22 protein-coding genes are annotated in these 22,126 nt (G+C 70.7%); 10 read left to right on the top strand and 12 right to left on the bottom strand.

Annotated elements, in window-relative coordinates:
* The first annotated feature begins 23 nt into the window (after positions 1-23).
* On the top strand, positions 24-1,628 hold the full coding sequence (locus Q9G87_RS12895) for a serine/threonine-protein kinase (RefSeq protein ID WP_305916542.1): 1,605 nt from the start codon (positions 24-26) through the stop codon (positions 1,626-1,628).
* 10 nt (positions 1,629-1,638) lie between these two features.
* Here the strand turns inward: Q9G87_RS12895 and Q9G87_RS12890 are convergent, their stop codons facing one another.
* On the bottom strand, positions 1,639-4,914 hold the full coding sequence (locus Q9G87_RS12890; RefSeq protein ID WP_305916541.1) for a serine/threonine-protein kinase: 3,276 nt from the start codon (positions 4,912-4,914) through the stop codon (positions 1,639-1,641).
* Positions 4,915-5,038: 124 nt separating this feature from the next.
* A complete protein-coding gene (locus tag Q9G87_RS12885) occupies positions 5,039-5,542 on the bottom strand; it encodes a shikimate kinase (protein WP_305916540.1) in 504 nt (167 codons plus the stop codon).
* Between the two features lie 38 nt (positions 5,543-5,580).
* Here Q9G87_RS12885 and Q9G87_RS12880 point away from each other — a divergent pair, with 38 nt between their 5' ends.
* A complete protein-coding gene (locus Q9G87_RS12880) occupies positions 5,581-5,862 on the top strand; it encodes a hypothetical protein (RefSeq protein ID WP_305916539.1) in 282 nt (93 codons plus the stop codon).
* Between the two features lie 13 nt (positions 5,863-5,875).
* On the top strand, positions 5,876-6,259 hold the full coding sequence (locus Q9G87_RS12875) for a ChaB family protein (RefSeq protein ID WP_305916538.1): 384 nt from the start codon (positions 5,876-5,878) through the stop codon (positions 6,257-6,259).
* 25 nt (positions 6,260-6,284) lie between these two features.
* On the opposite strand, the gene Q9G87_RS12870 is transcribed toward Q9G87_RS12875, so the two are convergent.
* Both Q9G87_RS12870 and Q9G87_RS12865 read right to left on the bottom strand, forming a co-directional pair.
* On the bottom strand, positions 6,285-8,114 hold the full coding sequence (locus Q9G87_RS12870) for a transketolase (RefSeq protein WP_305916537.1): 1,830 nt from the start codon (positions 8,112-8,114) through the stop codon (positions 6,285-6,287).
* A 147-nt stretch (positions 8,115-8,261) separates the two neighbouring features.
* A complete protein-coding gene (locus Q9G87_RS12865) occupies positions 8,262-9,215 on the bottom strand; it encodes a TIGR03557 family F420-dependent LLM class oxidoreductase (protein WP_305916536.1) in 954 nt (317 codons plus the stop codon).
* Positions 9,216-9,285: 70 nt separating this feature from the next.
* Here Q9G87_RS12865 and Q9G87_RS12860 point away from each other — a divergent pair, with 70 nt between their 5' ends.
* A complete protein-coding gene (locus tag Q9G87_RS12860; RefSeq protein ID WP_305916535.1) occupies positions 9,286-9,435 on the top strand; it encodes a GPGG-motif small membrane protein in 150 nt (49 codons plus the stop codon).
* A gap of 102 nt (positions 9,436-9,537) precedes the next feature.
* Here Q9G87_RS12860 and Q9G87_RS12855 read toward each other — a convergent pair whose 3' ends face one another.
* The 3 genes from Q9G87_RS12855 to Q9G87_RS12845 are packed head-to-tail and all read right to left on the bottom strand — an operon-like array spanning position 9,538 to position 11,563.
* On the bottom strand, positions 9,538-10,278 hold the full coding sequence (locus Q9G87_RS12855; protein ID WP_305916534.1) for a metallophosphoesterase family protein: 741 nt from the start codon (positions 10,276-10,278) through the stop codon (positions 9,538-9,540).
* Positions 10,262-10,510, bottom strand: coding sequence for a BON domain-containing protein (locus Q9G87_RS12850; protein WP_138664103.1), 249 nt, complete (start codon positions 10,508-10,510; stop codon positions 10,262-10,264). The genes Q9G87_RS12855 and Q9G87_RS12850 overlap by 17 nt, the downstream gene beginning before the upstream one ends.
* A gap of 45 nt (positions 10,511-10,555) precedes the next feature.
* The gene (locus Q9G87_RS12845) at positions 10,556-11,563 is read right to left on the bottom strand and encodes a DNA topoisomerase IB (RefSeq protein WP_305916533.1); all 1,008 of its coding nucleotides are present in this window, start codon (positions 11,561-11,563) and stop codon (positions 10,556-10,558) included.
* A gap of 54 nt (positions 11,564-11,617) precedes the next feature.
* Between Q9G87_RS12845 and Q9G87_RS12840 the strand changes: the two genes are divergently transcribed.
* The 3 genes from Q9G87_RS12840 (at position 11,618) to Q9G87_RS12830 (ending at position 13,612) form a co-directional block, all read left to right on the top strand.
* Positions 11,618-11,875, top strand: coding sequence for a hypothetical protein (locus Q9G87_RS12840; protein ID WP_305916532.1), 258 nt, complete (start codon positions 11,618-11,620; stop codon positions 11,873-11,875).
* A 7-nt stretch (positions 11,876-11,882) separates the two neighbouring features.
* Positions 11,883-12,905 (top strand): SDR family oxidoreductase, encoded by a 1,023-nt coding sequence (locus tag Q9G87_RS12835; RefSeq protein WP_305916531.1) that lies wholly within the window; start codon positions 11,883-11,885, stop codon positions 12,903-12,905.
* A 110-nt stretch (positions 12,906-13,015) separates the two neighbouring features.
* On the top strand, positions 13,016-13,612 hold the full coding sequence (locus Q9G87_RS12830) for a nucleotidyltransferase (RefSeq protein WP_305916530.1): 597 nt from the start codon (positions 13,016-13,018) through the stop codon (positions 13,610-13,612).
* On the opposite strand, the gene secA2 is transcribed toward Q9G87_RS12830, so the two are convergent.
* The 4 genes from secA2 to Q9G87_RS12810 all read right to left on the bottom strand — a co-directional run bounded on the left by secA2 (position 13,609) and on the right by Q9G87_RS12810 (position 19,011).
* Positions 13,609-15,759, bottom strand: coding sequence for an accessory Sec system translocase SecA2 (gene secA2 / locus Q9G87_RS12825; protein ID WP_305916529.1), 2,151 nt, complete (start codon positions 15,757-15,759; stop codon positions 13,609-13,611). The two genes, Q9G87_RS12830 and secA2, sit on opposite strands and share 4 nt — an antisense overlap.
* Before the next feature lie 140 nt (positions 15,760-15,899).
* Complete coding sequence (locus Q9G87_RS12820; protein ID WP_305916528.1) at positions 15,900-16,823, bottom strand: DMT family transporter; 924 nt, start codon at positions 16,821-16,823, stop codon at positions 15,900-15,902.
* Positions 16,824-17,017: 194 nt separating this feature from the next.
* Positions 17,018-17,836 (bottom strand): SAM-dependent methyltransferase, encoded by an 819-nt coding sequence (locus Q9G87_RS12815; protein WP_305916527.1) that lies wholly within the window; start codon positions 17,834-17,836, stop codon positions 17,018-17,020.
* 89 nt (positions 17,837-17,925) lie between these two features.
* Positions 17,926-19,011, bottom strand: a complete 1,086-nt coding sequence (locus Q9G87_RS12810; protein ID WP_305916526.1) for an acyltransferase family protein — start codon at positions 19,009-19,011, stop codon at positions 17,926-17,928.
* A 158-nt stretch (positions 19,012-19,169) separates the two neighbouring features.
* Between Q9G87_RS12810 and Q9G87_RS12805 the strand changes: the two genes are divergently transcribed.
* The 3 genes from Q9G87_RS12805 (at position 19,170) to Q9G87_RS12795 (ending at position 20,893) form a co-directional block, all read left to right on the top strand.
* The gene (locus Q9G87_RS12805) at positions 19,170-19,415 is read left to right on the top strand and encodes a hypothetical protein (RefSeq protein WP_305916525.1); all 246 of its coding nucleotides are present in this window, start codon (positions 19,170-19,172) and stop codon (positions 19,413-19,415) included.
* Positions 19,416-19,450: 35 nt separating this feature from the next.
* Positions 19,451-19,825: a VOC family protein gene (locus Q9G87_RS12800; protein ID WP_305916524.1), complete on the top strand. Its 375-nt coding sequence runs from the start codon at positions 19,451-19,453 to the stop codon at positions 19,823-19,825.
* 177 nt (positions 19,826-20,002) lie between these two features.
* Positions 20,003-20,893 (top strand): DMT family protein, encoded by an 891-nt coding sequence (locus Q9G87_RS12795; protein ID WP_305916523.1) that lies wholly within the window; start codon positions 20,003-20,005, stop codon positions 20,891-20,893.
* A 29-nt stretch (positions 20,894-20,922) separates the two neighbouring features.
* On the opposite strand, the gene Q9G87_RS12790 is transcribed toward Q9G87_RS12795, so the two are convergent.
* A complete protein-coding gene (locus Q9G87_RS12790) occupies positions 20,923-22,050 on the bottom strand; it encodes an FAD-dependent monooxygenase (RefSeq protein ID WP_305916522.1) in 1,128 nt (375 codons plus the stop codon).
* Positions 22,051-22,126 lie beyond the last annotated feature (76 nt).

The following is a 22,126-nucleotide window of genomic DNA, read 5'->3' as shown; positions in this document are numbered from 1 at the left end:
GGCTCGGCCCTACGCTGCTCTGCATGCACAAACGGGTGATCGACGGCCGCTTCGAGTTGATGGAGCGGCTCGGCGGCGGTGGCATGGGCCTGGTGTGGCGCGCCTGGGACGTGGCCCTGCATCGCGAGGTGGCACTCAAGGAGGTACGCCCGCCGGACTCCTCCATGGACGAGCAGGACCCGACCCGCGCCCGCGAGCTGCGGGCCAGAGTGTTGCGCGAGGCCCGCGCCCTCGCCCGCCTCAACCACCCGCACGTGGCCACCATCCACCACATCGTCGACCCCGGCGAGCAGGGTTACCCGTGGATCGTCATGGAGCTGGTCACCGGCGGTTCGCTCCAGGACCGCCTGCAGCGCGGCCCCCTGACCCCGGCCGAGGCGGCCAGGCTCGGCTGCGAGGTCTTATCGGCCCTGCGTGCCGCGCACGCCGTCGGCATCCAGCACCGCGACGTCAAGCCCGCCAACGTGCTGCTGCGCGAGGACGGCCGGTCGGTGCTCACCGACTTCGGCATCGCGGCGGTACGCGAGTCCACGAGCCTGACGGCCACCGGGTCGTTCATCGGCTCGCCCGAGTACATGGCGCCCGAGCGCATCAACGGCCACGAAGGCGACCCCGCCTCCGATCTGTGGTCGCTCGGCATGTTGCTGTACGTGGCCGTGGAGGGACGCCATCCGCTGCGCCGGAGCACCACGCTGGCGACGCTGGCCGCCGTGCTCAACCAGGACGTGCCGCCCCCGGAGCGCGCCGGGCCCCTGGGACCCGTGCTGTCGGCACTGCTCCGGCGCGAACCCGCCGCCCGCCCCGACGCCGCGACCCTGGACCGCATGCTGGCCTCGGCCACTGAGCCCGGCCCTGGCACGTTCCCACCGGTGCCCCCATCCGGCTACGGCGGTCATGCGGCGCCCCAGCCGCCCCCGTGGGGTGTGGCGCCGCAGTCGCCTCCGTGGGGTCCGGCGCCGATCTCGCAGGTGAAAACCGTGCGCTCGCAGCGCCCCCGCCGCGCCGCCGTCAACGTGGGGATCGCGCTCTCCATCGCGGCGCTCGCTGTGGCCGGCGTGCTGGTGTGGCGGTTCCTCCCGGCCACCACGACCACGGTCACCGGCGGCGACCCGACGGCACTGAACGTCACCCCGGCCGCCAGCAGCGACCCCGAGACCCCGGCCGAGACCAAGACCGAGAGCGACGAGCCGGAGAACCTGCTGACCACCGCGGGCATGAAGGCCATGATCGCCAAAGTCAAGAAGACCATCGGCGGCAGCAAGGTGGTCAGCATGACGGTCTACCCGACCTATGCCTTCATCGAGGCGCCGCTCGCGACGGACAAGGAGCTCTACGACAGGTACAACTACCGCAACGGCGCCGTCACCCGCGTCGGCAACGGCGGCACAGTCGATGGCCCTCTGGTGGACCTGGACAAGTACAACTGGAACGCTCTTGCAACGCTCGTCAACAAGGCGAACAAGAACTTGGGCGTTCCCAAGCCCACCTCGCGCTACGTGATCGTGGACCCTGACACCACGTCCGAGGCCCCGATTCTGCGCGTCTACGTGTCCGACGACTACAGCCGCGGGGGTTACCTGGTCGCCAACCCTGAGGGGAAGGTCCTCCGAACGTACCCGCACGAGTGACCGGAGACGGTCAGCACACGTTCTGGTAGCCGCTCTCCGGGATCAGGCGCGACCACTCCGCCCTGCTCAGCGGCCCGCCGGCCCGGGCGCACACCTCCTGCGCCGTCAGCGCGGGATCGACCGGGCTCTCGCGTACGGTGCCGTCCAGCGCCACGCCGCGCAGCCGCTTGCCGTCCTGGCTGAAGGCCAGCCCGGCGGCCCACGACGCGACCTGGCCGACCTCGCGCAACGTGTGCACGTCCCACAACGACGTACGGGCGGCGTCGACGGCCAGCAGGTCGCCCTCCGGGGAGAAACGCAGCTCGTCCACCGCCGACGTGCCCGTCTCGATCGTGCCCAACCGGGTGCGCCCGCGGACGTCCCAGAGCAGCACCCGGCCGCCGTCCAGCCCGAACGCCAGCGTGCGCCCGTCGGGGGAGTAGGCCAGCGCGGTGGGCACCGGCGCGTCGGCCGTGGCGGCGGTGCGCAGGTCGAGCGGGGTGACCCTGCCCGTAGGCAGATCCAGCAGATTGGCGCCGGCGGCCAGCGTCGAGCCGTCCGGGCTGAAGGCCAGCGCCAGGTCGCCCGCGCCCTCGTACACCCTGACCCGTCGCCCCGCACTCACGTCCCACGTCTCCAGGGTCCGGCCGCGTGCGGTGGCCAGCAGGTCGCCCTTGGGGGAGAGTGCCACGGCCAGCACGTCGCCGCCCGCGTCGATGGACGTCACCAGGTTGCTGCCGGCCACGTTCCACACGGTCACCGGGTCGCCGGCCACGGCCAGCAGGCGGCCGCTCGCGTCGAAGGCGAGGTCGCCGGCGGCGGTGATCCTGCCGAGCTTCCTGTGCTCCACGGTGTCGGTGAGCTCGATCGTGTTGCCGACCTCCTTGGCCGCGTACCTGCCGTTGCCGGAGAACGCGGCGGCCGCGTGGTCGTCGGCGGGCGCGGGCAGCCCGGACACGGCGAGCGAGACGACCGAGCCGGTGCCGCTCAGGTAGCGCAGCGTCTGCCCGTCGGTGGAGAAGGCCACGCCGGGCTGGGGGTCCTTCAGCGGGTAGGAGCCGGCGAGCCGGCGCTCGGCCACGTTCCACACGCGGACCTCGCCGGCGCCGGGCAGGGCGAGCAGGCGGCCGTCCGGGCTGAAGACGGGGACGTCCGCCGAGGTGCCGTGGGGCGCCGCCGCAGGCCCGGTTACCGCGGCATCCTCCTGGCGCGCCGTGGGCGTGCCGCCGGTCCGCGCGTCCCGGCCGAGGGCGTCGGCCGCCGAGTCCACCAGCGTGACCCCGTCCCGCCCCGCCACGGCCAGCACGCTCCCGTCCGGGCTGAACGCCATGGACGGCGCCGCGGCGTCCGCACCGCGCATCGGGCGCACCTCGACGGTCGCCGTCCTGGTCCGGCCCGCGAGCTCCCACAACTCCACCCGCCCGTTCACGCGGGAGACGGCCGCCCTGGTCCCGTCCGCCGACAGCGCCACCTTCCGGTCGGCGACCTCGAACAACACCCGGCCGCCCCGGTAGACCCTGGTCCGATTGCCCCTGCTGATGGCGTAGACGCCCGCGGTCGGCGGGCGCCCGGTCGCCACGTCGAACGGCCGGCCGTCCACCCCCTCCGCGAACCGCCCGTCGTCGCTCAGCGCCGCGTTGCCCGGCGGCAGCCCGTACGAGGCCACGCGCTGCCCGGTCCCCACGTCCCAGATCGTGACCCCGTCGACGTCCCACTTGACCAGCTCGTCACCGCGCAGCAGGTATCGGGCCCGCGAGTCCGGTGCCGGATCGGTGAACACGCCGACCTCCGGCTGCACGAGCGAGGCCTGCAACGCCGCCCGTGCCTCGAACACCGGCGACATCCGCCAGGCGGCCACGCTCAGCCGCATCGCCGTGCGCGGATCCGAGGTCCGCAGCGCCTCGGCCCGCGCCGCCACGGCCCGCGCGTTGGCCTCGATGAGCCGTCCGCGGAGCTCGTTCTGGCCCTGCACGGAGATCACCGACATCGACACCGCGACCGCCAGCACCGCGACCAGCGTCGTCAGCACGGGGATCAGCAGCCTCCTGCGCTGCTTGGACAGGGTCACACTGTCGTTGATGAAGTCGCGTTCGAGCTGGTTGAGCCGCAGATGGCGGCGCTTGGTCGCGGCCCAGCCGAGCGCCGAGTCCAGCTCTTCGCCGCGGAAGAGGTGACTCCTGCCGCGGCGGCGCCGCGACCAGTGACCGGCCGCCTCCCTGATGCGCCGGTGCACCAGCATGCTCTCGCGCTCGTCCGTCACCCAGCCGCGCAACCTGGGCCACGCCCGGTACAGCGCGGCACTGGCGGGCGCCACCCGGCCGTCGCCGACGGCCACCAGCTTGCCGACGGGGGTCTCGGTCGGCGGGACACGCACGCTGCGCCGCACCAGGAGCCCGGCGTCCAGGAGCGGCCGGAGCACGTCGCCCTCGTCGTGCGGGCTGTCGCCGTCCAGCAGGCGCAGCAGCAGGCCGGGCACTTCCTCCTGCTGTCCGGGGGTGAGGGCCAGGTAGGCCTCCTCCGCCACCTCGCCGAGCGAGCGTGGCCCCGCGTGACCCTCGGGGGGACGCAGCTCGGCGGTGCTCTCGATCCGCAGCTCCGCCGCTACGGGACGGCCGGCCGGGTCCTTGGCCAGCGCGCGCCCGACCAGCTCGCGCAGGGGGTCGGGCAGCGTGCTCAGGTCGGGGTCCACCGTCAGAAGCCGGTGCATGACCCCGCCCAGGCTCTCCCCGCGGAACGGGTCGTGGCCGGTCGCCGCGAACAGCACCACCGCTCCCCAGGCGAACACGTCGGCCGCCGTCCCCGCCTCCGTGCCGGTCAGCACCTCGGGAGCGAGGTACGTGAACGTGCCGTCCCTTCCATCCATAGCCCCTGCGCCCGGCAGGCCCAGCTCGATCACCTTGGGGCCGTCGTCCGCCAGCAGCACGCTCTCGGGATTGAGCCCGCGATGCGTCAGCCCCGCCTGGTGCAGTGCGCCCACGGCAGCGGCCAGCGCGGCGGCCAGCGCGACCAGGTCGTCCTCCTTGTACGGGCCGTGCAGCTCGACCGCCCGCCGCAGATCCGGACCGTCGACGTATTCGCTCACCACATAGGGCACGCCCTCGTCGACCCCGACGGCGACCACGTCGGCCAGATGGGGGCAGCTCACCCGCTCGAACCGGGGCCCGCCGGTCTCGCCGCGCGGCACCGTGACCGCGTATCTGCGGCCCTCGTCGTCGTAGGCGTCGTAGACCACGCCGCGCCCGCCCGCGCCGAGCCGGGCCGCCAGCCAGTAGCCGCCAAGCCTCTCAGGATCGCCGGGCACCATCATCACTGATGCTTAGATGCGTGGCAGGGTTCATTGGTTGTCCGAAATGACGCCACAGGCCCTCCGCGCCTCGAAGGACCCAGGCGTCATGATCATTATGCCACCTCCGGGCGTCCCCTCGGTACGGTCACCGGTGCACCGGCTTGCCCAGTGCCTGCAGCACCGCGTCCCGTACCTGCTCAGGACGCAAGACGCCGACGTCGCACACCACGTCGGCGATCGCACGGAAGAAGGGCGTGCGGCGGGCCCGCATGGCCGCCGGGTCGAAGTCGGGACGATGGTCGCCGGATTGCATCCGCTGGGCCAGCACGTCGTCGGAGGCGTCCACCCACACCACGAAAGGATCACGCAACGCCGCCCGCACCCGCGGGTCCTCGACCGTGCTGGCCGCCGCCGCGATCACCTTGGGCTCGGCGGCCAGCTCATGGAGCACATGATCGGCCTCGTACCGGTGCAGCGTGTCGGCGCCCTCGCGGCGGGCGATCTGCGCGGCCGTGCCGCCGTACCGGGACTCCAGGAACGGATCGCTGTCGCTCAACTCCAGCCCGAGCGCCTGCGCGATCTGCCGGCCGGTAGTGGTCTTGCCGGATCCCATCAGCCCGATCACCACGACGTGTTTGTTTTTCGACATGTGGATAGGGGTTCCTTCGTGTCAAGGAGGTAAATCTGATGACCATCGCCGGAAGCATCATCCTCATCATGCTCGGCGCGATCCTCACCTGGGCCGTCGAATTCGACCTCGCCGGCCTCGACATCAACGTCGTGGGGGTCATCCTCATGCTCGGCGGACTCGTCGGTCTCCTGTTCGGCATATACAGGATCAGCGTCACCCGTAGGGCGGTCGGCCCGATCGACGAGCCGGTGCACCGCCACGACGTCTACGAGGAGCCTGAGCCCCGCAGGACCACCGTGTACGAGGAACGCCGCCACTACGACGAACCACCGCTGTAGGAGGTGAATCGGCATGCCTGCTGTTGAAGAACTGCCAACGACCATCAGGCGTTCGCCGAAGAAGGCGCAGAACACGTGGATCAAGGCGCACGACAATGCCGTGGAGCAGTACGGCGAAGGCCGCCGCGCCCACATGACCGCGTTCGCCGCGCTGAAGCACTCCTTCGAGAAGGTCGGCGACCATTGGGAGCCCAAGTCGAAGAAGGGACCTTCCGACAAGGGAGCGACGGACCGATCCGGTCGTACGGCCGAAGGCGTGGACGCCAACGCCAGCAAGGAGCACCTGCAAGACGTGGCCGCCAGGCTCGGCGTGCGCGTCCGGTCCAAGATGACCAAGCAGGAGCTGGTCGGCGCCATCAAGAAGGCCAACCGGCAGGCCACCGCCAAGGCGCGGTGACCTTCGCCCGGGGAAGGACAACCGGTCACAACAACCGCTTGACCGCCGCGGCTATGGCGTGGCGGTCAATGCGTGCGTCGGCCAGTTGCTCCTCCGGCGTCGCGGACCCGGGCAGCTCCGTCACCCCCAGCTTGATCACCCGCGGCCCGAGCTCGCTCACGGCGTCCATGACGGCGTCGCCGAGCCCGCCTTCCAGCCGATGATCCTCGACCGTGATCAGGTTGCCCGTGGTGGTGGCCGCCTCGGTCAGCGCCGCCGCGTCGACCGGCTTGACCGAGTACAGATCGATCACCCCCACCGGGACCCCGGCCCCGGCCAGCTCGTCGGCCGCCGCCAGCGCCTCGTGCACGGTCACCCCGGCCGCCACGATCGTGGCCCGGTCGCCGGGGGAGTGCCGCAGCACCCGCGACCCGCCGATGGGGAAACGCTCGCCCGGTTCGTAGATCACGGGTGTGGCGCCGCGCGTGGTCCGCAGGTAGGACACGCCCTCGACGTCCGCCATCTCGGCCACCAGCGCCGCCGCCTGGTTGGCGTCGCACGGATACAGCACGGTGCTGCCGTACAGGGCACGTAGCATGGCCAGGTCCTCCAGCCCCATCTGCGAAGGACCGTCCTCCCCGATCGCCACGCCCGCGTGCGAGCCGACCAGCCGGATCGACGCACGGCTCACCGCGGCCATCCTGATGAAGTCGTGCGCCCGGGTGAAGAACGCCGCGAACGTGGCCGCGTACGGCCTCCACCCCCGCACCTGCAGCCCGACCGCCGCGGCCACCATCTGCTGCTCGGCGATGTACATCTCGAAGAACCGCTCGGGGAAGGCCGCGCCGAACGTCTCGGTCTTGGTCGAGTCCGCCACCTCGCCGTCCAGCGCCACCACCTCGCCCCTGGCCGCGCCGACCGCCTTGAGCGCCTCCCCGTACGCCGTGCGCGTGGCGACCGCGTCGCCCACCTTGTACGCGGGCAGCTCCAGCCGCCCGCCCTCGAACCGGTGCGCCGCGGGCGCGGGGTCGGGCACGCGTACGTCGACCCGCACGTTCCGCGGCCCGCCCAGCTCCTCGACGGCCTTGCCGGGATCCTTCAGCGCCTTGCCGTGCGCGCCCTCGCGGTTCTCGACCTCCAGCACGCCTTCGCCCTTGCGGGTCTTGGCCAGGATCACGGTGGGCCGCCGGCGCGTGTTGCAGGCGTCGTTCAGCGCGAAGTCGATCTGCCCGGGATCGTGCCCGTCGATCTCGATCGTGTGCCACCCGAACGCCCCGAACCTGCGCGCGTACGCCCCGGTGTCCCACCCGTGCCTGGTGGGTCCGCGCTGCCCGAGCCTGTTGACGTCGACGATGGCGGTCAGGTTCGCCAGCCCTTCCTCCCCGGCGTGCTCCGCGGCCTCCCAGATCGACCCCTCGGCCAGCTCGCTGTCGCCACAGAGCACCCAGATCCGGTACGGCAGCCGTTCCAGCCGACCGGCCATGGCCACCCCGACCCCGACCGGCAGCCCCTGACCGAGTGACCCGGTCGCCACGTCCACCCAGGGCAGGCGGGGGGTCGGATGGCCTTCCAGCCGGCTCCCGCGCTTCCTGAACGACAGCAACTCCTCGTCATCGATGATCCCCGCCGCCTTATAAAGGGAGTAGAGCAGGGGAGAGGCGTGCCCCTTGGAGAAGATCAGGTGGTCGTTGGCCGGGTTGCCGGGGTTTTCGAAGTCATACCGGAGATGGCAGGAGAACAACACGGCCATCAGGTCGGCCGCGGACATGGACGAGGTCGGATGGCCGGAGCCGGCCGCGGCGGCGGCCCGTACGGAGTCGACGCGTAGTTGCGCGGCCAGCTCGGCCAGGTATCGAAGATCGCGCTCAGGCATCATGACCTCCTCGAGACGGTTCCTGGCCGCCTACCCCCTCCGGCCCGCTTAACTCGACCCATCCCGCTCCCCGGAACACGCGCCGGACCCGTGGCCCGCACCTGCCCCGTCGTCGCACGCCGGCCGCCCGCTGGTCCGCGTGAAACCGGGCTAGCGGACCCGTGGCAGGATCTCGCGCGCGTAGAAGTCGAAGAACGCGTCCTGCTCGTCGCCGATCTGGCTGACGTACACCTCGCTGAACCCCGCGTCCACGTACTGCCTGATCGCCTGGACGTGGACCTCGGGGTCCGGGCCGACCGGGCTGCCGTTGACAGCCTCGTCCTCGGTGACCGACTGCGCGATCTGCTCGAAGTGGCGCGGCAGCGGAAGGAGCTGTGAGGCCTCGCCCTTGATGCCCTGCGTGGGCCACAGGCGGTGCACAGTCTTCCGCGCGGACCCCTCATCGGCGGCGTAGCAGGCCTTGAGCCCGCCGAGCGTCGGCTTGCCCGCGCCGCCGGCCTGGCGGAACGCCTGGACGGACTCGGCGTTCGGGCCGGTGGAGATGTAGCCGTCGGCGATGCGCCCGGCCAGCGCCGTGGACTTCTCGCCGAACCCCGACATGAGGATGGGCGCCGGCTCGTCCGGCAGGGTGTAGAGCCGGGCGGTGTCCACCCGGTAATGCTCGCCCCGGTGGGTGACCAGCTTGCCGGTGAACAGCTCCCGCATCAGCGCGACGGCCTCCTCCAGCATCTCCAGGCGCTCGGCGAGCGGCGGCCAGCGGGACTCGATCACGTGCTCGTTGAGCGCCTCGCCGGTGCCCACGCCGAGCCGGAAGCGGCCGCCGGTCAGTGCCGCCGTGGTGGCCGTGGCCTGCGCGATGACGACCGGATGGGTGCGGATGAGCGGGCACGTCACTGCGGTGGTGATGGGCAGCGACGTGGCCTCGGCCAGGGCGCCGATCACGGACCAGACGAACGGCGACTCGCCTTGCTCGTCCAGCCACGGGTGGAAGTGATCGGAGATCCACAGGGCCTCGAAGCCGGCGCGTTCGGCAGCCTTGGCCTGCCGTACCAGCTCTTTGGGGCCGTGTTCCTCGCAAGACAGGAAATAGCCGAATGTCGTCATACGTTTTTCCCTGCCCCTTGCGGCGGGGGAAAACATGTTAAGTAGCGGGCCCCGAGGGCAGTTGCAGCCCATGGCTACTTTGCTCTGGATCATCGCGGTCATTCTCGTCATCGCCGGGATCTACGTGATTCTGGCGCGGCGCGACCTTCTCTGGGGGATCGTCCTGATCGTCCTCGGTTTCCTGGTCGGGCCCGGCGGGATCAGCATCTTCAATGTCTAGGGGCGCCGGCAATCCGGTCCCCCTTATCTCCGCCGCTGGACCGATCCTCGAGAACGGTCCAGCGGTTCTCCCAGTTTTGCCGGACTCCGCCGGACAGGTCCTCTAGAAATGCTCTGATTCGCCCATGGAGTAGATGCCGTAGGCCCGGCGCAGCACCGGCAACGCCACGTTGCGCACCCTGATGCCGCCCGGGGTCATGCCCTTCTCACTGCCCTTGTGCGCGTGCCCGTGCACGATCAGGTCGGCGCCGGCCGTGTCGACCGCCTCGGCCAGCAGGTAGCTGCCGAGGAAGGGGTAGATCTCCGGCGGCTCGCCCTCCAGCGTCTCCTTGATCGGTGAGTAGTGGGACACCACGACGCGGTGGTCGGCGACGATCTCCTTCAGCGCGACCTTCCACGCCTCGGCGATGTAGCGGGTGTGGGCCACGAAGTTCTTGATCTCGCGCTCGCCGAACTCGCTCGCGCACTTTCCGGCGTACCCGCCGCCGAAGCCCTTGCCGCCGACCACGCCCAGCTTGTGCTCACCGCACTCGACCACCGCGCCGTCGTCGTCGAGCACGACGACCCCGGCGTCGCGGAGCTCGCCGGCGATCTCGTACTGCAGGTCCGAGTGGTAGTCGTGGTTGCCGAGCACCGCGACGACCGGGATGGGCAGGTCGCGCAGTTCGTCGGCCACCACCTTGCCCTCCTCCAGCGTGCCGTGCCTGGTCAGGTCCCCGGCCAGCAGGAACACGTCGGCCCGGTCCTCGATACCCGCAAGTTTCTTGCGGTATTGGCCGCGTTGGTCCTCTCCCAGGTGGATGTCTCCCACGGCCGCTATGCGCAGGTCAATCAAGGTGCTCATCCTCTCCTGGCTCGCTGAAGTCCACGACCTTGATCTCGTTGTGCACGCGGAGCTCGGGTGCCGCCTCGTGTGCCACCTGGCCGAGCCGTTCGCGCTGCTCGGCTCCGCTCACCTGCCCCCGCAGGAACAGCTGGTCGCCTCTTATATCCACGCGAATGCCGAGCTCGTGTGTGCGTCCGTCCTCGGCCAGCGCCTGCTGGACGCGGGCCGCGACGTACTGCGGAGCTTCCATCGCTCGCCTCCTTCTTCTGTCGCCGCATGCCCGGGCATGAACCGCTCAAACGGTACGAATCAGCTCTATGACCGCCCGTTCCACCGGGCCCGCCGTCGCCAGTTGCCCGAAGTCGGCGTCCGCGCCCAGCTCGGTCAGCGCCGCGGCGATGGTCTTGTCCTGGTCGTAGGCCTCCACGACCCGCGGGTCCACGTACGACGCGCGGGCCACGGTGGGGGTGTTGCCCAGGTACTCGGCGACCTCCCGCATGACGCGGGTGACCGCTCTCTGCCTCTTGGCCGGCCCCTCCAACGCGGCCGGTCTGGACACCGCCAGCCCCACGGCCGCCAGGACCGTGGCGTGCCAGGTGCGAAAGTCCTTGGCCGTGACCTCGTAACCGATGGTTTCGTGGAGGTAGTCGTTGATGTCCTCGCTCCTGATGTCGGACCAGCCGCCCGCGTGCCGGTAACGCAGCAGCTCGCCGTCCACGCCGAGGGCCTTGAGCGAGCGCAGCACCGCGCACGCTCCCGGGTCGGCCACCTCCACCTCCCGCAGGACGTCGCCCTTGGCCTGGTAGGAGCAGGTGACCATGCCGTTGGCGCAGGTGACGTGCTCCATCCTGAGCGTGGCCAGGCCATAGGTGTCGTAGCTCTCGCCGCCGATGCGGAAGAAACCGATCTCCAGCAGGCGTGCGGCCGCCGCCAGCACCCGCTGCCTGGTCAGGCCACGCCCGTCGAGCTGGTCGTCCACGACCTTCCTGAACGCCGGCAGCTGTTCGGCCACGTCCAGCACCCGGTCGAACTTGGCCCGGTCCTGCTGCTCGCGCCATACGTCGTGGTAGCGGTACTGCCTGCGGCCGGCCGCGTCCGTGCCGACGGCCTGCAGGTGCCCGTACAGCGACGTGCAGATCCACACGTCGCTCCAGGCCGGAGGGATGGCCAGCGCCTTGATCCGCGCCAGCGTCGCGCGGTCGTATACCGGGCGCCCGTCCGGCCCTTCGTAGCTGAATCCGCGCCCACGGCGCCGCCGCACGATCCCCGGCTCACTCTGGTCACTGAGATGCAGCTCCGGCACGAGGGGCCGCTACCCCGGACGTTAGGCGGCAAACAGGAAGGGCAGGTGAGCGCCATGGCTGATAAGGGAGAGTGGCACGAGGAGCGGGACCGTAAAGGCCACGCCATGGTGCCGGCCACACCGCGCGACGTGGTCCACATCAGGGTGGGCTCGTTCATGCTGGTGTGCGCGTTCGCGTTCGCGGTGCTGGGCGTCATCACCGGGGCGCCCGTGATGACGGGGATCGCCATCGCGCTGGCCGTGGCCACGGTGGTCGACATCATCCTGGCCGTACGGCGTCAGAGCCGGCGGAGCAACGGAGAGGCGGGCTGATCTCGACATGGCACCACTTCGCGGGCGAGTTGTGGTGGTGACGGGCGCGAGTGGCGGAGTCGGCCGGGCGGTCGCGCGCGAATTGGGGCAGCAGGGCGCGGAGGTGGCATTGATCGCACGTGGGACGACGGGGCTGGGAGCCGCCGCCGTGGACGTGGGCGTCGCGGGCGGCAGCGGCCAGGTGTACGAGGCGGACGTGGCGGACTACGACCAGGTGAGACAGGCGGCCGAGCGCATTGAGACGGAGCAGGGGCCCATCGTGGTCTGGATCAACGCCGCCTTCTCCAGCGTTTTCGCCAAATTCACTGACATCACCCCGGAGGAGTACGAGCGCACCACAGCGGTCACGTACCTGGGGTACGTCTGGGGCACCAAGGTCGCCCTGGACCTCATGCGCCCGCGTAACGCGGGCGCCATCGTGCAGGCGGGCTCGGCGTTGGCGCAGCGCGGCATCCCGCTGCAGTCGGCGTACTGCGGTGCCAAGCACGCGATCAAGGGATTCACGGAGTCGGTCCGCACGGAGCTGATGGCCGACCGCAGCGACATCCACATCACGCTGGTGCAGCTGCCCGCGCTCAACACCCCGCAGTTCGACTGGGTGCTGTCCAAGCTCCGCCGCCACCCGCAGCCGGTGCCGCCGATCTACCAGCCGGAGGTCGCGGCCAAGGCCATCGTGTACGCGGCCGAGCATCCCGAGCGCAAGGAATACTGGGTCGGCGCCCCCACCGTCGCCACCCTGCTGGCACAGCGGGTGGCGCCGGCATTGGTGGACCGGTATGTGGCCCGCACCGGGATCCGCTCCCAGCAGACGGACGAGAAGCCTCCGAGCGGGGTGTCCAACTTGTGGGAGCCGGCGGATGAAAGCACGGACTACGGCGCGCACGGCGCGTTCGACCAGCGCTCCCATGGGCGCAGCCCGCAGCTGTGGCTGTCCCGGCACCGCGGCCCGGTCCTGCTCGCGCTGGCCGGCGCCGCGGCCGCCGGCGCCGCCGCGACCGCCCTCCGCCGCGCCACGTCGGCGCCGCCGTGACCGCCTTCCGCCGCAACCACCGCCCGGCCTTGATCCGCCGTCGTCGTCGCCTGGCCTCAGGCGCGCGCGTGCAAACGTCTACTCGGTGACCGTTTGGGTAGCCCGACCACATGAGTAGCCATGGCCACGCGGTCACCGACGCCATCCTTGACACGCTCAAGCGTGCCAGCTCCGGGCTGAAGGATGCCGGAGTGAAGTTCGCGCTGGCCGGGGGCTGCGCCGCGTACGCGAGGGGCGCCGCGCCCTCGCTGCACGATGTGGACTTCGTACTCACCGAGCACGACGTGCCCGCCGCCCTTGAGGCACTGCGGGCGATCGGGTTCCAGACCGCCAAGCCGCCCGAGGACTGGCTGGTCAAGGCGTACGACGAGGGCCGGCTGGTGGACCTGATCTACCGGGTGTCCGACCTGCCGATCACCGACGAGCTGCTCGACCGGGCCGAGCCGCTGAAGGCGTCGGCGGTGATCGTGCCCGTGCTGGAGGCCACCGACCTGGTGATCTCGTGGCTGCTGCCGCTGTCGGAGCACGCCTGCGACTACGGGGCGCTGCTGGCCCAGGTGCGCGCGATGCGCGAGCAGGTCGACTGGCCGCGCGTGGCGGCCGTGACCGCGGACTCGCCGTACGCGGCCACGTTCATCACCCTGCTGGAGCGGCTCGGCGTGCTCAACGGGCCGGTCGAGCCGTCCGGCGACCCCAAGTGGCCCTAGCCGCGCCGCGTGGCCGCGGTGACCCTCCGGAGGATGCGGTCCCATTCCGTGCCGAACGGGTTGTCCTGCACCAGATAGGTCCACGTCGCCTGCGGCCGCCTCAGCTCCCGCTCCGGCGACTCGAACGACTCCAGCGACCGCCGCTCCACCTCGGCGAGCAGCGATTTGTACTCAGCCACGGCCTCCCGTTGGAACTCGTCGATAGGGCTCATCCGGCCCAGCGCCCGCAGGTGGATGCCCTCGCGCAGGTCCGTCAGGAACGCCAGGTGCTCGGTCCAGCAGGTGTCGATGGCGTGCAGCACGATCTGGCGGGCCGTCTCGTCCCTGGTGTCCTCGGGCAGCTCCGCCCAGCGCTCGGGATCGGCCACGGCCAGGGCCTTGGCGGCGGCGTCGCCGTGCAGGACCTTGTCACGCCACTCGAGGATCAGCTCGCGCTGGTGCTCCAGCAGCCGGGTGTAGCGCCACGTGTTGCGGTGGATCTCCAGGTTGACGCCCTCGGCGACGCGCTGGGCGTGGCCCACGAGGTAGGCGCCGCGCCGGTGACGCACGACCCCGTCGGCGTCCGCGGCAGGCGGGCGCTCGTCGGGGACGAACTGGGTGATCAGATCGTCCTGCGTGCTGACGAAGAACACCGAGCCGCCGGGGTCGCCCTGGCGGCCGGCGCGGCCCCGGAGCTGGTCGTCGAGCCGGCTGCTGGCGTGGCGTCCTGAGCCGATCACGTAGAGCCCGCCGAGCTCGGCCACGCCCTCGCCGAGCCGGATGTCGGTGCCGCGGCCGGCCATCTGGGTGGAGACGGTGATCGCGTCGCGCTCGCCGGCCTTGGCGATGATCGCGGCCTCTTCGGCGTCGTTCTTGGCGTTGAGCACGACCGGCTCCAGGCCACGCCGCTGCAGCAGCTTGGCGAGGTTTTCCGACTCGGCCACGTCGAGCGTGCCGATGAGGATCGGCCGGCCCGTTGCGTGCGCCTCCTGGATCTCCTCGACCAGCGCGGCGTCCTTGTCGGGCACGGTCGGATAGATGCGGTCCGGCTCGTCCTTCCTGACACACGGCCGGTTGGACGGGATCACGGCGACCTTGAGCCCGTAGAACTCGCCCAGCTGCTCGCTGACGGCCACGGCGGTGCCGGTCATGCCGCAGATCTGCGGGTAGCGGCGGATCAGGCCCTGCACGGTGATCGAGTCGAGGATCTCGCCCTTCTCGCTGGGCGGCAGCGCCTCCTTGGCCTCCACGGCCGCCTGCAGGCCGTTGGGCCAGCGCTGCAGCAGCGCCACCCGGCCGCGCGAGGGGTTGATCAGCTGCACCTTGCCGTCGCGCACGATGTAGTCGACATCGCGGGCCAGCAGCGCGTGGGCGTGCAGGGCCAGGTTGAGCTCGATCAGCGTGCCCGGCTCGTGCTCGTCGTAGAGCTCGACGCCGAGGAGGTTTTCCACGCTGTCGGCGCCCTTGGGGGTGAGGTAGACGTTGCGGGCCTGCTCGTCGATCTCGTAGTGGTAGCCCCGGACGAGCTGCCTGACCAGGGCCGCCATCTCCGGCACCGCGTTGCCGGGGTCGGTGGAGCCGGCCATCACCAGCGGCACCCTGGCCTCGTCGACCAGCACGGAGTCGGCCTCGTCGATCAGCGCGACCTCGGGCGCGGGCACGATGATCTCGCTCGCGTCCGTACGGATCCGGTCGCGCAGCACGTCGAACCCGATCTCGCTGACCGGCCCGTAGGTGACGTCCTTCGCGTACGCCGCGCGCCGCTCGTCCGGCGTGGAGTTTTGACCGATCCAGCCCACGCTCACCCCGAGCGCCTCGTAGAACGGCCCCATCCATTCGGCGTCGCGCCTGGCCAGGTAGTCGTTGACGGAGATCACGTGCACGCGCTTGCCCTGCAGCGCGTAGCCCGCCGCGGCCATGGCGCCGGCCAGCGTCTTGCCTTCGCCGGTCGCCATCTCGGCGACCTTCCCGTCGAGCAGCGCGAGCGTGCCGAGCAACTGCACGTCATATGGCCGCAGCCCGAGGGTCCGGTCGGCGGCCTCCCGCGCGACGGCGCAGAACTCGGCCGGGTCGCCCATGTCCGGTTTGGGCAGCTCGTCAAGCTTCGCCACCCGCTCGGCGCGAGCGTCAGCCGCCTTGACGGTCTTCTGGTAGCCCGTCAAGGGCACGCCTCCTGGACGGTCCAGGAGGTTTTTGAATATTCCCTTTATCGAGGCCACAGTTCCTCCAACGCGCGCCGCGCCGACACCGTTCCCCGCACTCGCGAGGCGGGCCGCCGTACCGGACCTTAACCCATCCGGAGCCACACTCAGCCTGCTTCCGCCCGCGCCACGAGCACGGCGACGGCGGCGAGCAGCAGCACGCACCCCGACCAGGCGAGAAGTGTGAGATGTTCGCCGAACACCGCCACGCCGAGCAGGGCCGCGCCCACGGCCTCACCCAAGGAGATGATCGAGACCGTGGTGGCGCTCAGCGCGGTCAGCGCACGAAAATACAGGCCGTACGCCAGCGCCGTCGGCACCACGCCCAGATAGACCAGCAGGGCGGCCGTGGCCAGGCTCATCTCCGGCACCACTCCCTCCGCCAGCGCGAACGGCGCCAGGCACGCCGCGCCCACGACGAACCCGCCGATCGCCGTGCCCCGCGGGTCGTCGCTGTGGCGGCGGGAGAACAGTGTGACGCCGGCGTACCCGGCGGCCGAGGCCAGGGCGAAGCCGATGCCGGCGACGGAGGACGTACGGGCCTGCAGTGCGGTTTCGGCGGTGAGCAGGGCGAGCCCGGCCAGGGCGGCGGCCAGCGAGGCGAACGCGACCTTGCCGAGGCGCTCGCGCAGCAGGAAACGGCTGCCCAGGGCGGCGAAGACGGGAGTGGCGCCCATCGTGACCACGGTGGCGACGGCCACGCCGGAATGGGTGATCGCGGCGAAGTAGGCAGCCTGGTAGACGGCCATCCCGAAGCCGATAGGCAACACGCGCCAGGTCAGCCGGTTTTGATCATGGTCGCGCCGGCCTGCGTCGCTCTCTCCGGCCGGGTTCCTGCGCTTGGTGGAGGACAGAAGGGGAGTGAGGGCGAGCAGGCAGACGGCGCCGATCAGGTAGCGCCAGAGTGACACGCCGACGGGGCCGAGGCCGCCGGTCTCGAAGAGGAGCGAACCGGCCGCGCCGCCGGTGCCCCAGGCGGTCGCGGCCACGGACACGTACACGGCGCCCCGCCGGGCGGAGACATGGGTCATGACAGGAGCTCTCCGATGGGAGTGGTGGAAATGGGCCCGGTACGCGGGCAGCAGCCACTCCCGGATCAGTCAGACCCGGAGATTTCAGGAAAGGCCGCCCGCTACTGGGCGGGCGGCGGAGAGCAGATCAAACGTCGCGGCACAGACCTCACCCTAGCGCCTCACGCCGGCGGCTCACGGGCGGCGCCGGCCCCTCAGAGGTGCGGCTTGCGGGCCACCCCGCCCAGCAGCAACTCCTCCCAGGGCGCCAGCGGCCCCGGGATCCGCTCGTCGGGATGCCATTCCGGCAGGTGCACCACACCAGGCTCCACGGGCGCCAGGCCGTCGAAGAAACCGGAGATGGCCGCCCGCTCACGGAAGTACCCGGTGCCCATGGTCGCCTGGAGCAGCACCTCCAGAGCCTTGGCCTTGGGGCTGGGGGAGGCCATGAGGCTCGAGGCGGCGAGGTAGCTGCCCGGCGCCAGCGCGGCCATGTACCGCTTGACCAGCCCGTGCGGATCCTCCTGGTCGGACAGGAGGTGCAGCAGCCCGACGGCCAGAAGCCCCGTGGGCTGCGTCAGGTCGATGAGCTTGGTCAGCGCCGGGTGCCCGAGCACGGATTCCACGTCGCGGACGTCGGCGGTGATCGCGTCGGCGTTCGGGTTGCCGCTGAGTAGCGCGCGGGCGTGCGGCTCCACCATGGGGTCGATGTCCACGTAGATCACCCGGCACCGGGGATCGGCGAACTGGGCGACCTCGTGCGTGTTCTCCACCGTGGGGAGCCCGGCGCCCAGGTCGATGATCTGCCTGATGCCCGCCTCGCGGACGAGGAAGTCCACGACCCGGCCGAGGAAGGCGCGGTTGCACCAGACCAGGTTCACCACCTCGGGCACCGCGTCCTTCAGTTTGCGGGCCACGGAGCGGTCGGAGGCGAAGTTCTCCATGCCGCCGAGCAGGGCGTCGTGGACGCGCGCCACGCTCGGCTGGTCCGGATCGACGCCGGTGGGAGCCCACTCGTGACTGTTCAGACTCACGCGGGCCTCCTTCCGTCCGATGACGCGGATGCTATCCGCACCTGGGGCTCCGACGCCCGGCCTCGCAGGCGGTTGTCAGGAGAGTCAGGTCACCGTGTCGGCTGTCCCGCCACGAGCACCCCGAGCGCCGGGGCGACCGGCCGGCGCGAGAGCAGGCGCTTGAGCGCGGGCGCGAGCGGCCGCTCCACGAACCTGTGCACCAGGTACGCCGCCCCCAGCATGACGAGGATGAGCCCGCACAGCAGCACGTGCGCGTCGACCGCGTCCCCGAGCCTGGCGAACACGATGAAGCCGATGTGGGCGTGCAGCAGGTAGAGCGGGTACGTCAGCGCCCCGGCCGGCACCAGCCACGGCCTGCCCAGCCGCTGGGTGACGCGCAGCGCCACGAGCGTCATGACCAGGAAGATGACCACGACGACGGTCGTGATGATCGCGGTCGAGTACGTGACGGAGTAACGGTCGCCGACCGCGTCGGCGTACCCGATGGCCCGGTAGACGGCGTTGCCCAGGCAGATCGGCACCAGCAGGGCGATCTGCAGGTTCAGCCCGAACTTGTAGAGCATGAACAGCGCCATCCCCGCGATGAAGTAATGCGCGAACTCCGACTGCACGACCAGGTCCGCGACGCCCGGCACCAGCCCCAGCTGGACCCCGAACGTCAGCCCCAGCCAGATCCACAACCCCGCCATGACGCGGGCGCGGGTCATCCCGATCCAGGCGAACACCAGGATGAGCAGGTAGAAGCGCATCTCGGCCCAGAGCGTCCAGTAGACGACGTCCACGTTCGCGATGTCGGGCACCGCCTGGAACATCGTCAGGTTCGCCAGCACCTGCGGCAACGTCACCTGGAACATCCCCTGCCCCAGCGTCACGGCGACCGTGGCGGTGACGGCGATGCCGACCCAGTAAGCGGGGTAGAGCCGTACGGCCCGCGACACCAGGAACGCCCGCGGGCTCCTGCCCCACGCGCTCATCAGCACCACGAACCCGCTGATCAGGAAGAACAGGTCCACGCCGAGGTAGCCGTACTTGGACCAGGAGCTCTCCTCGGGGAAGGCGACCGGGCTGGCGCCGCCGACCCAGCCGGAGAACGTGTAGTGGAACACCACGACGCACAGCGCCGCCAGAAGCCGGAGCCCGTCGATCTCGTACAGCCTGTCTGACCTGGTTCGCATGGGTCCACCCCTTCCTGTCATGGAGAGGGTGCGCTCGGGCTCTTGCGCCGGGGTTGACATCGTCTGCCTGCAAGCACTTTGCAAGGGGTTTACCGAGACGCGTCCGGGTAGCGGGAGCGTGCCCGACGAAGACGGAAGAAGAGAGGAAGAGAGCCCCTATGGAGCTCTGGGACTATCGACCTGACGTCTATGACCGCGGACGGAGCCTCGACCTCGTGAATTACCACGTGCAGGCGACGGACGGGAAGATCGGGACCGTCGACGAGGCGACGTACGAGGTCGGCGAGAGCTACATCATCGTCGACACCGGACCTTGGATCTTCGGCAAGAAGGTCATGCTCCCGGCGCAGGTCGTCACGAGCATCGACCCTCGGCGGGCGCGGCCCTTCGCCAGCCGTACCTGACAGCAGATGGCAGGTACGGCTGGAACGCTGGATCCATGACGACGAAGGCGAAACTCCTGGCGTTCACCATCGACTGCGCCGAGCCCAAGAAACTGGCCGAGTTCTACCACGAGATCACCGGCTGGGACATCCAGTACGCGGAGGACGAGTACGCGGCCGTGGGCGACGGCACCACGAACATCTACTTCGGCCGGGTCGCCGACCGCCGGCCGGTGACGTGGCCCAGCCCGGACAAGCAGTTCCACCTCGACTTCCGGGTGCCGGACGTGGAGAAGGCGGCAGAGGAGTACACCGCGCTGGGGGCGACCAGGCCCGCGTTCCAGCCGGGGGTCACGGAGGAGGGGACACGCTGGATCGTCCTCCAGGACCCGGAGGGCCACCTGTTCTGCGTCTGCCCGGAGGCATCCTGACGTGGGGCCGCGGTAGCCGGAAGGGGGCTGTGCTGACCTGCGGATGGGCTAGATGTTCGTGCGGGCGGCGAGCGAGATTCACTCAATGATCCGCCTAAAGTATGATTCCACCGCTCCGCTCGCCTCCTAAGCTGGAGCAATGCTCTTGGAAGGATCCATGCCCCCGCGTGGGCGCTCATGACCTGGGTCGGCCTGATCATCGCCCTGGCCGGAGCGCTCGGATACGCGCTCGGCGCAGCCCTGCAACAGTACGAGGCGGTGGCCGAGGGGGCCTCGCTCAGGCTGGTCCGACGCCCTCGCTGGTGGATCGGCGGCGTCATCGGGTTCACCGGCGCCTGCCTGCATGCCGTTGCCCTGAGCTTCGCGCCGCTGGTCGCCGTCCAGCCCATCAGCGTCGCCACGCTGGTGTTCGCCGTGCCGCTGGCGGCGTTCATGTACGGGCGCAAGCCGTACAAGGCGGAGATCTTCGGCTCGATCGCGGTAGCCGTGGGGCTGCTCTGGCTGATGCTGCTGGTGCCGCACCACGACGTGCCGCCTCGGCTCGGTGCCGGAGCCGCACTCGGGTTCCTCGCTGTGATCGGGGCGATCGTCCTGGTCACGCAGGTGATGGCGGGCCGCGTCCACGGTCCCGGGCGGGCGCTGCTGCTCAGCGTGGGGGCGGGGGCGGTCACCGCCAGCGTGTCGACGTTCGTGCGGGTGGTCGGCGGCGGCATGGAGGGCGATTGGGGGCGGCTGATCCACTGGTTCACCCTCGCCGTGCCCGTGTTGCTGATCTGTGCGGTGGTGCTGCTGCAGCGCTCGTACGCCGTGGGGTATTTCGGGATCGCGTACGCCGGCGTGCAGGTCGTCGACCCGATCACCTCGGTGCTGGCCGGCGCGCTCCTCCTCGGCGAGCCCCTGCCGACCAGCCCGTCCACCGCGATTCCCGCCCTGCTGGCCAGCGCCCTCACCATCGGCGGCACGATCACCCTCGGCCGCCTTGCCCCCGATCACACCCGCCCCGCCCCCGTCGAGGTCACGCCGGCGCCGGCGCCGCGGCCGGTGACGGCGACCTCGGACGCGAGCTGACCCGCCCCTCCACCGCGTCCTGAGCCCTGTCACGCCGGCGGGCGCCAGCTCAGCACCTCATCCATGGACCGCAACATCATGTCCGGCATGGTCCGGGCGGCCAGAGACATCCCGAGATCGCGCAGCCGGACGGCCACGGGGTTACGGATCTTGGTCATCCCGCAGATGCGCCTCGACTGCCGCACGACCTTCGACGTCCGCCCCAGCCGGGCGGCGGTGTAGGCACTGAGGCCGCCGCCACCCACCATGTGGGCGAGGACGACCGCGTCCTCGATCGCCTGGCAGGCCCCCTGCCCCAGGTTCGGTGTCATCGCGTGCGCCGCGTCCCCGACCAGCGCCACCTTCCCGCGATGGAAGGCAGGCAGCGGCGTGTCGAAGGAGTAGACGTCGTTACGCTTGATCATCCCGGGATCGGCCGCCCGCAGCAGCGCGGGAATCGGCTCATGCCAGTCCCCGAACCTCCGCAGCAGCTCCTCCCGCTCGTCCCCGAACGTGGTCCCCGCGGGCAGCACATCGGTCGCGTACACGTACACCAGGTCATCGGCCAGCGGTGCGACCCCGAACACGAGCCCCCTACCCCAGCTCTCGGTGCTCTGGACATCCAGATCACCCCGAGGGATGAGACCCCGCCAGGCCGAAACCCCTGAGTACACCGGCCCGGGATGCTCGGGAAAGAGCGCCTGCCGGACCTTCGAGTGAATGCCGTCGGCGGCCACGATCAGATCCGCCCGGAGATCACCTTCATGGGTACGCACGATGCCCTCGCCGGCGTCCACACCGGACACGCCGACCCCCAACCGCAGCCGATCGGCCCCCAGCGCGTCCGCGAGCACCTCCATCAGCGTGGCCCGCAGCGTGACGACCACCGAATCCCCGTAGCGGGCCTGCGCCGCATCGGGCGTGGTCCGCACCAGCCACCGCCCGTTGCCCCGGCGAATCCCCACCTGTCCCTGGATCCTGGACAGCTTGCGTAGGTGATCCCCCAGGTCGAGCGTGTCGAGCGCCTTGAGGGCGTTGGCCGCGATCGCCAGCCCCGACCCGACCGGATCGATCTTGGGGGCTCGCTCCAACACGGTCACGTCCCACCCGTTGCGCCGCAGCGCGATCCCGCTGCTCAGCCCGCCGATCCCGCCGCCGATCACTACAGCTCTGGGCATCTCACGACCCTCTCACTACTACGCCTGTAGTCTCACCATACTACGCCTGTAGTTCGGGTGCACTACCGCTGTAGTA

The organism is Nonomuraea turcica, from assembly GCF_030718205.1.
Taxonomy (GTDB): domain Bacteria; phylum Actinomycetota; class Actinomycetes; order Streptosporangiales; family Streptosporangiaceae; genus Nonomuraea.
This window is presented reverse-complemented; position numbering and strand designations above follow the sequence as displayed.

Coding starts and splice junctions, on each gene's coding strand:
- Q9G87_RS12895 (WP_305916542.1), top strand. CDS start 24: ATGCACAAACGGGTGATCGACGGCCGCTTCGAGTTGATGGAGCGGCTC.
- Q9G87_RS12890 (WP_305916541.1), bottom strand. CDS start 4,914: ATGATGGTGCCCGGCGATCCTGAGAGGCTTGGCGGCTACTGGCTGGCG.
- Q9G87_RS12885 (WP_305916540.1), bottom strand. CDS start 5,542: ATGTCGAAAAACAAACACGTCGTGGTGATCGGGCTGATGGGATCCGGC.
- Q9G87_RS12880 (WP_305916539.1), top strand. CDS start 5,581: ATGACCATCGCCGGAAGCATCATCCTCATCATGCTCGGCGCGATCCTC.
- Q9G87_RS12875 (WP_305916538.1), top strand. CDS start 5,876: ATGCCTGCTGTTGAAGAACTGCCAACGACCATCAGGCGTTCGCCGAAG.
- Q9G87_RS12870 (WP_305916537.1), bottom strand. CDS start 8,114: ATGATGCCTGAGCGCGATCTTCGATACCTGGCCGAGCTGGCCGCGCAA.
- Q9G87_RS12865 (WP_305916536.1), bottom strand. CDS start 9,215: ATGACGACATTCGGCTATTTCCTGTCTTGCGAGGAACACGGCCCCAAA.
- Q9G87_RS12860 (WP_305916535.1), top strand. CDS start 9,286: ATGGCTACTTTGCTCTGGATCATCGCGGTCATTCTCGTCATCGCCGGG.
- Q9G87_RS12855 (WP_305916534.1), bottom strand. CDS start 10,278: ATGAGCACCTTGATTGACCTGCGCATAGCGGCCGTGGGAGACATCCAC.
- Q9G87_RS12850 (WP_138664103.1), bottom strand. CDS start 10,510: ATGGAAGCTCCGCAGTACGTCGCGGCCCGCGTCCAGCAGGCGCTGGCC.
- Q9G87_RS12840 (WP_305916532.1), top strand. CDS start 11,618: ATGGCTGATAAGGGAGAGTGGCACGAGGAGCGGGACCGTAAAGGCCAC.
- Q9G87_RS12835 (WP_305916531.1), top strand. CDS start 11,883: ATGGCACCACTTCGCGGGCGAGTTGTGGTGGTGACGGGCGCGAGTGGC.
- Q9G87_RS12830 (WP_305916530.1), top strand. CDS start 13,016: ATGAGTAGCCATGGCCACGCGGTCACCGACGCCATCCTTGACACGCTC.
- Q9G87_RS12820 (WP_305916528.1), bottom strand. CDS start 16,823: ATGACCCATGTCTCCGCCCGGCGGGGCGCCGTGTACGTGTCCGTGGCC.
- Q9G87_RS12810 (WP_305916526.1), bottom strand. CDS start 19,011: ATGCGAACCAGGTCAGACAGGCTGTACGAGATCGACGGGCTCCGGCTT.
- Q9G87_RS12805 (WP_305916525.1), top strand. CDS start 19,170: ATGGAGCTCTGGGACTATCGACCTGACGTCTATGACCGCGGACGGAGC.
- Q9G87_RS12800 (WP_305916524.1), top strand. CDS start 19,451: ATGACGACGAAGGCGAAACTCCTGGCGTTCACCATCGACTGCGCCGAG.
- Q9G87_RS12795 (WP_305916523.1), top strand. CDS start 20,003: ATGACCTGGGTCGGCCTGATCATCGCCCTGGCCGGAGCGCTCGGATAC.
- Q9G87_RS12790 (WP_305916522.1), bottom strand. CDS start 22,050: ATGCCCAGAGCTGTAGTGATCGGCGGCGGGATCGGCGGGCTGAGCAGC.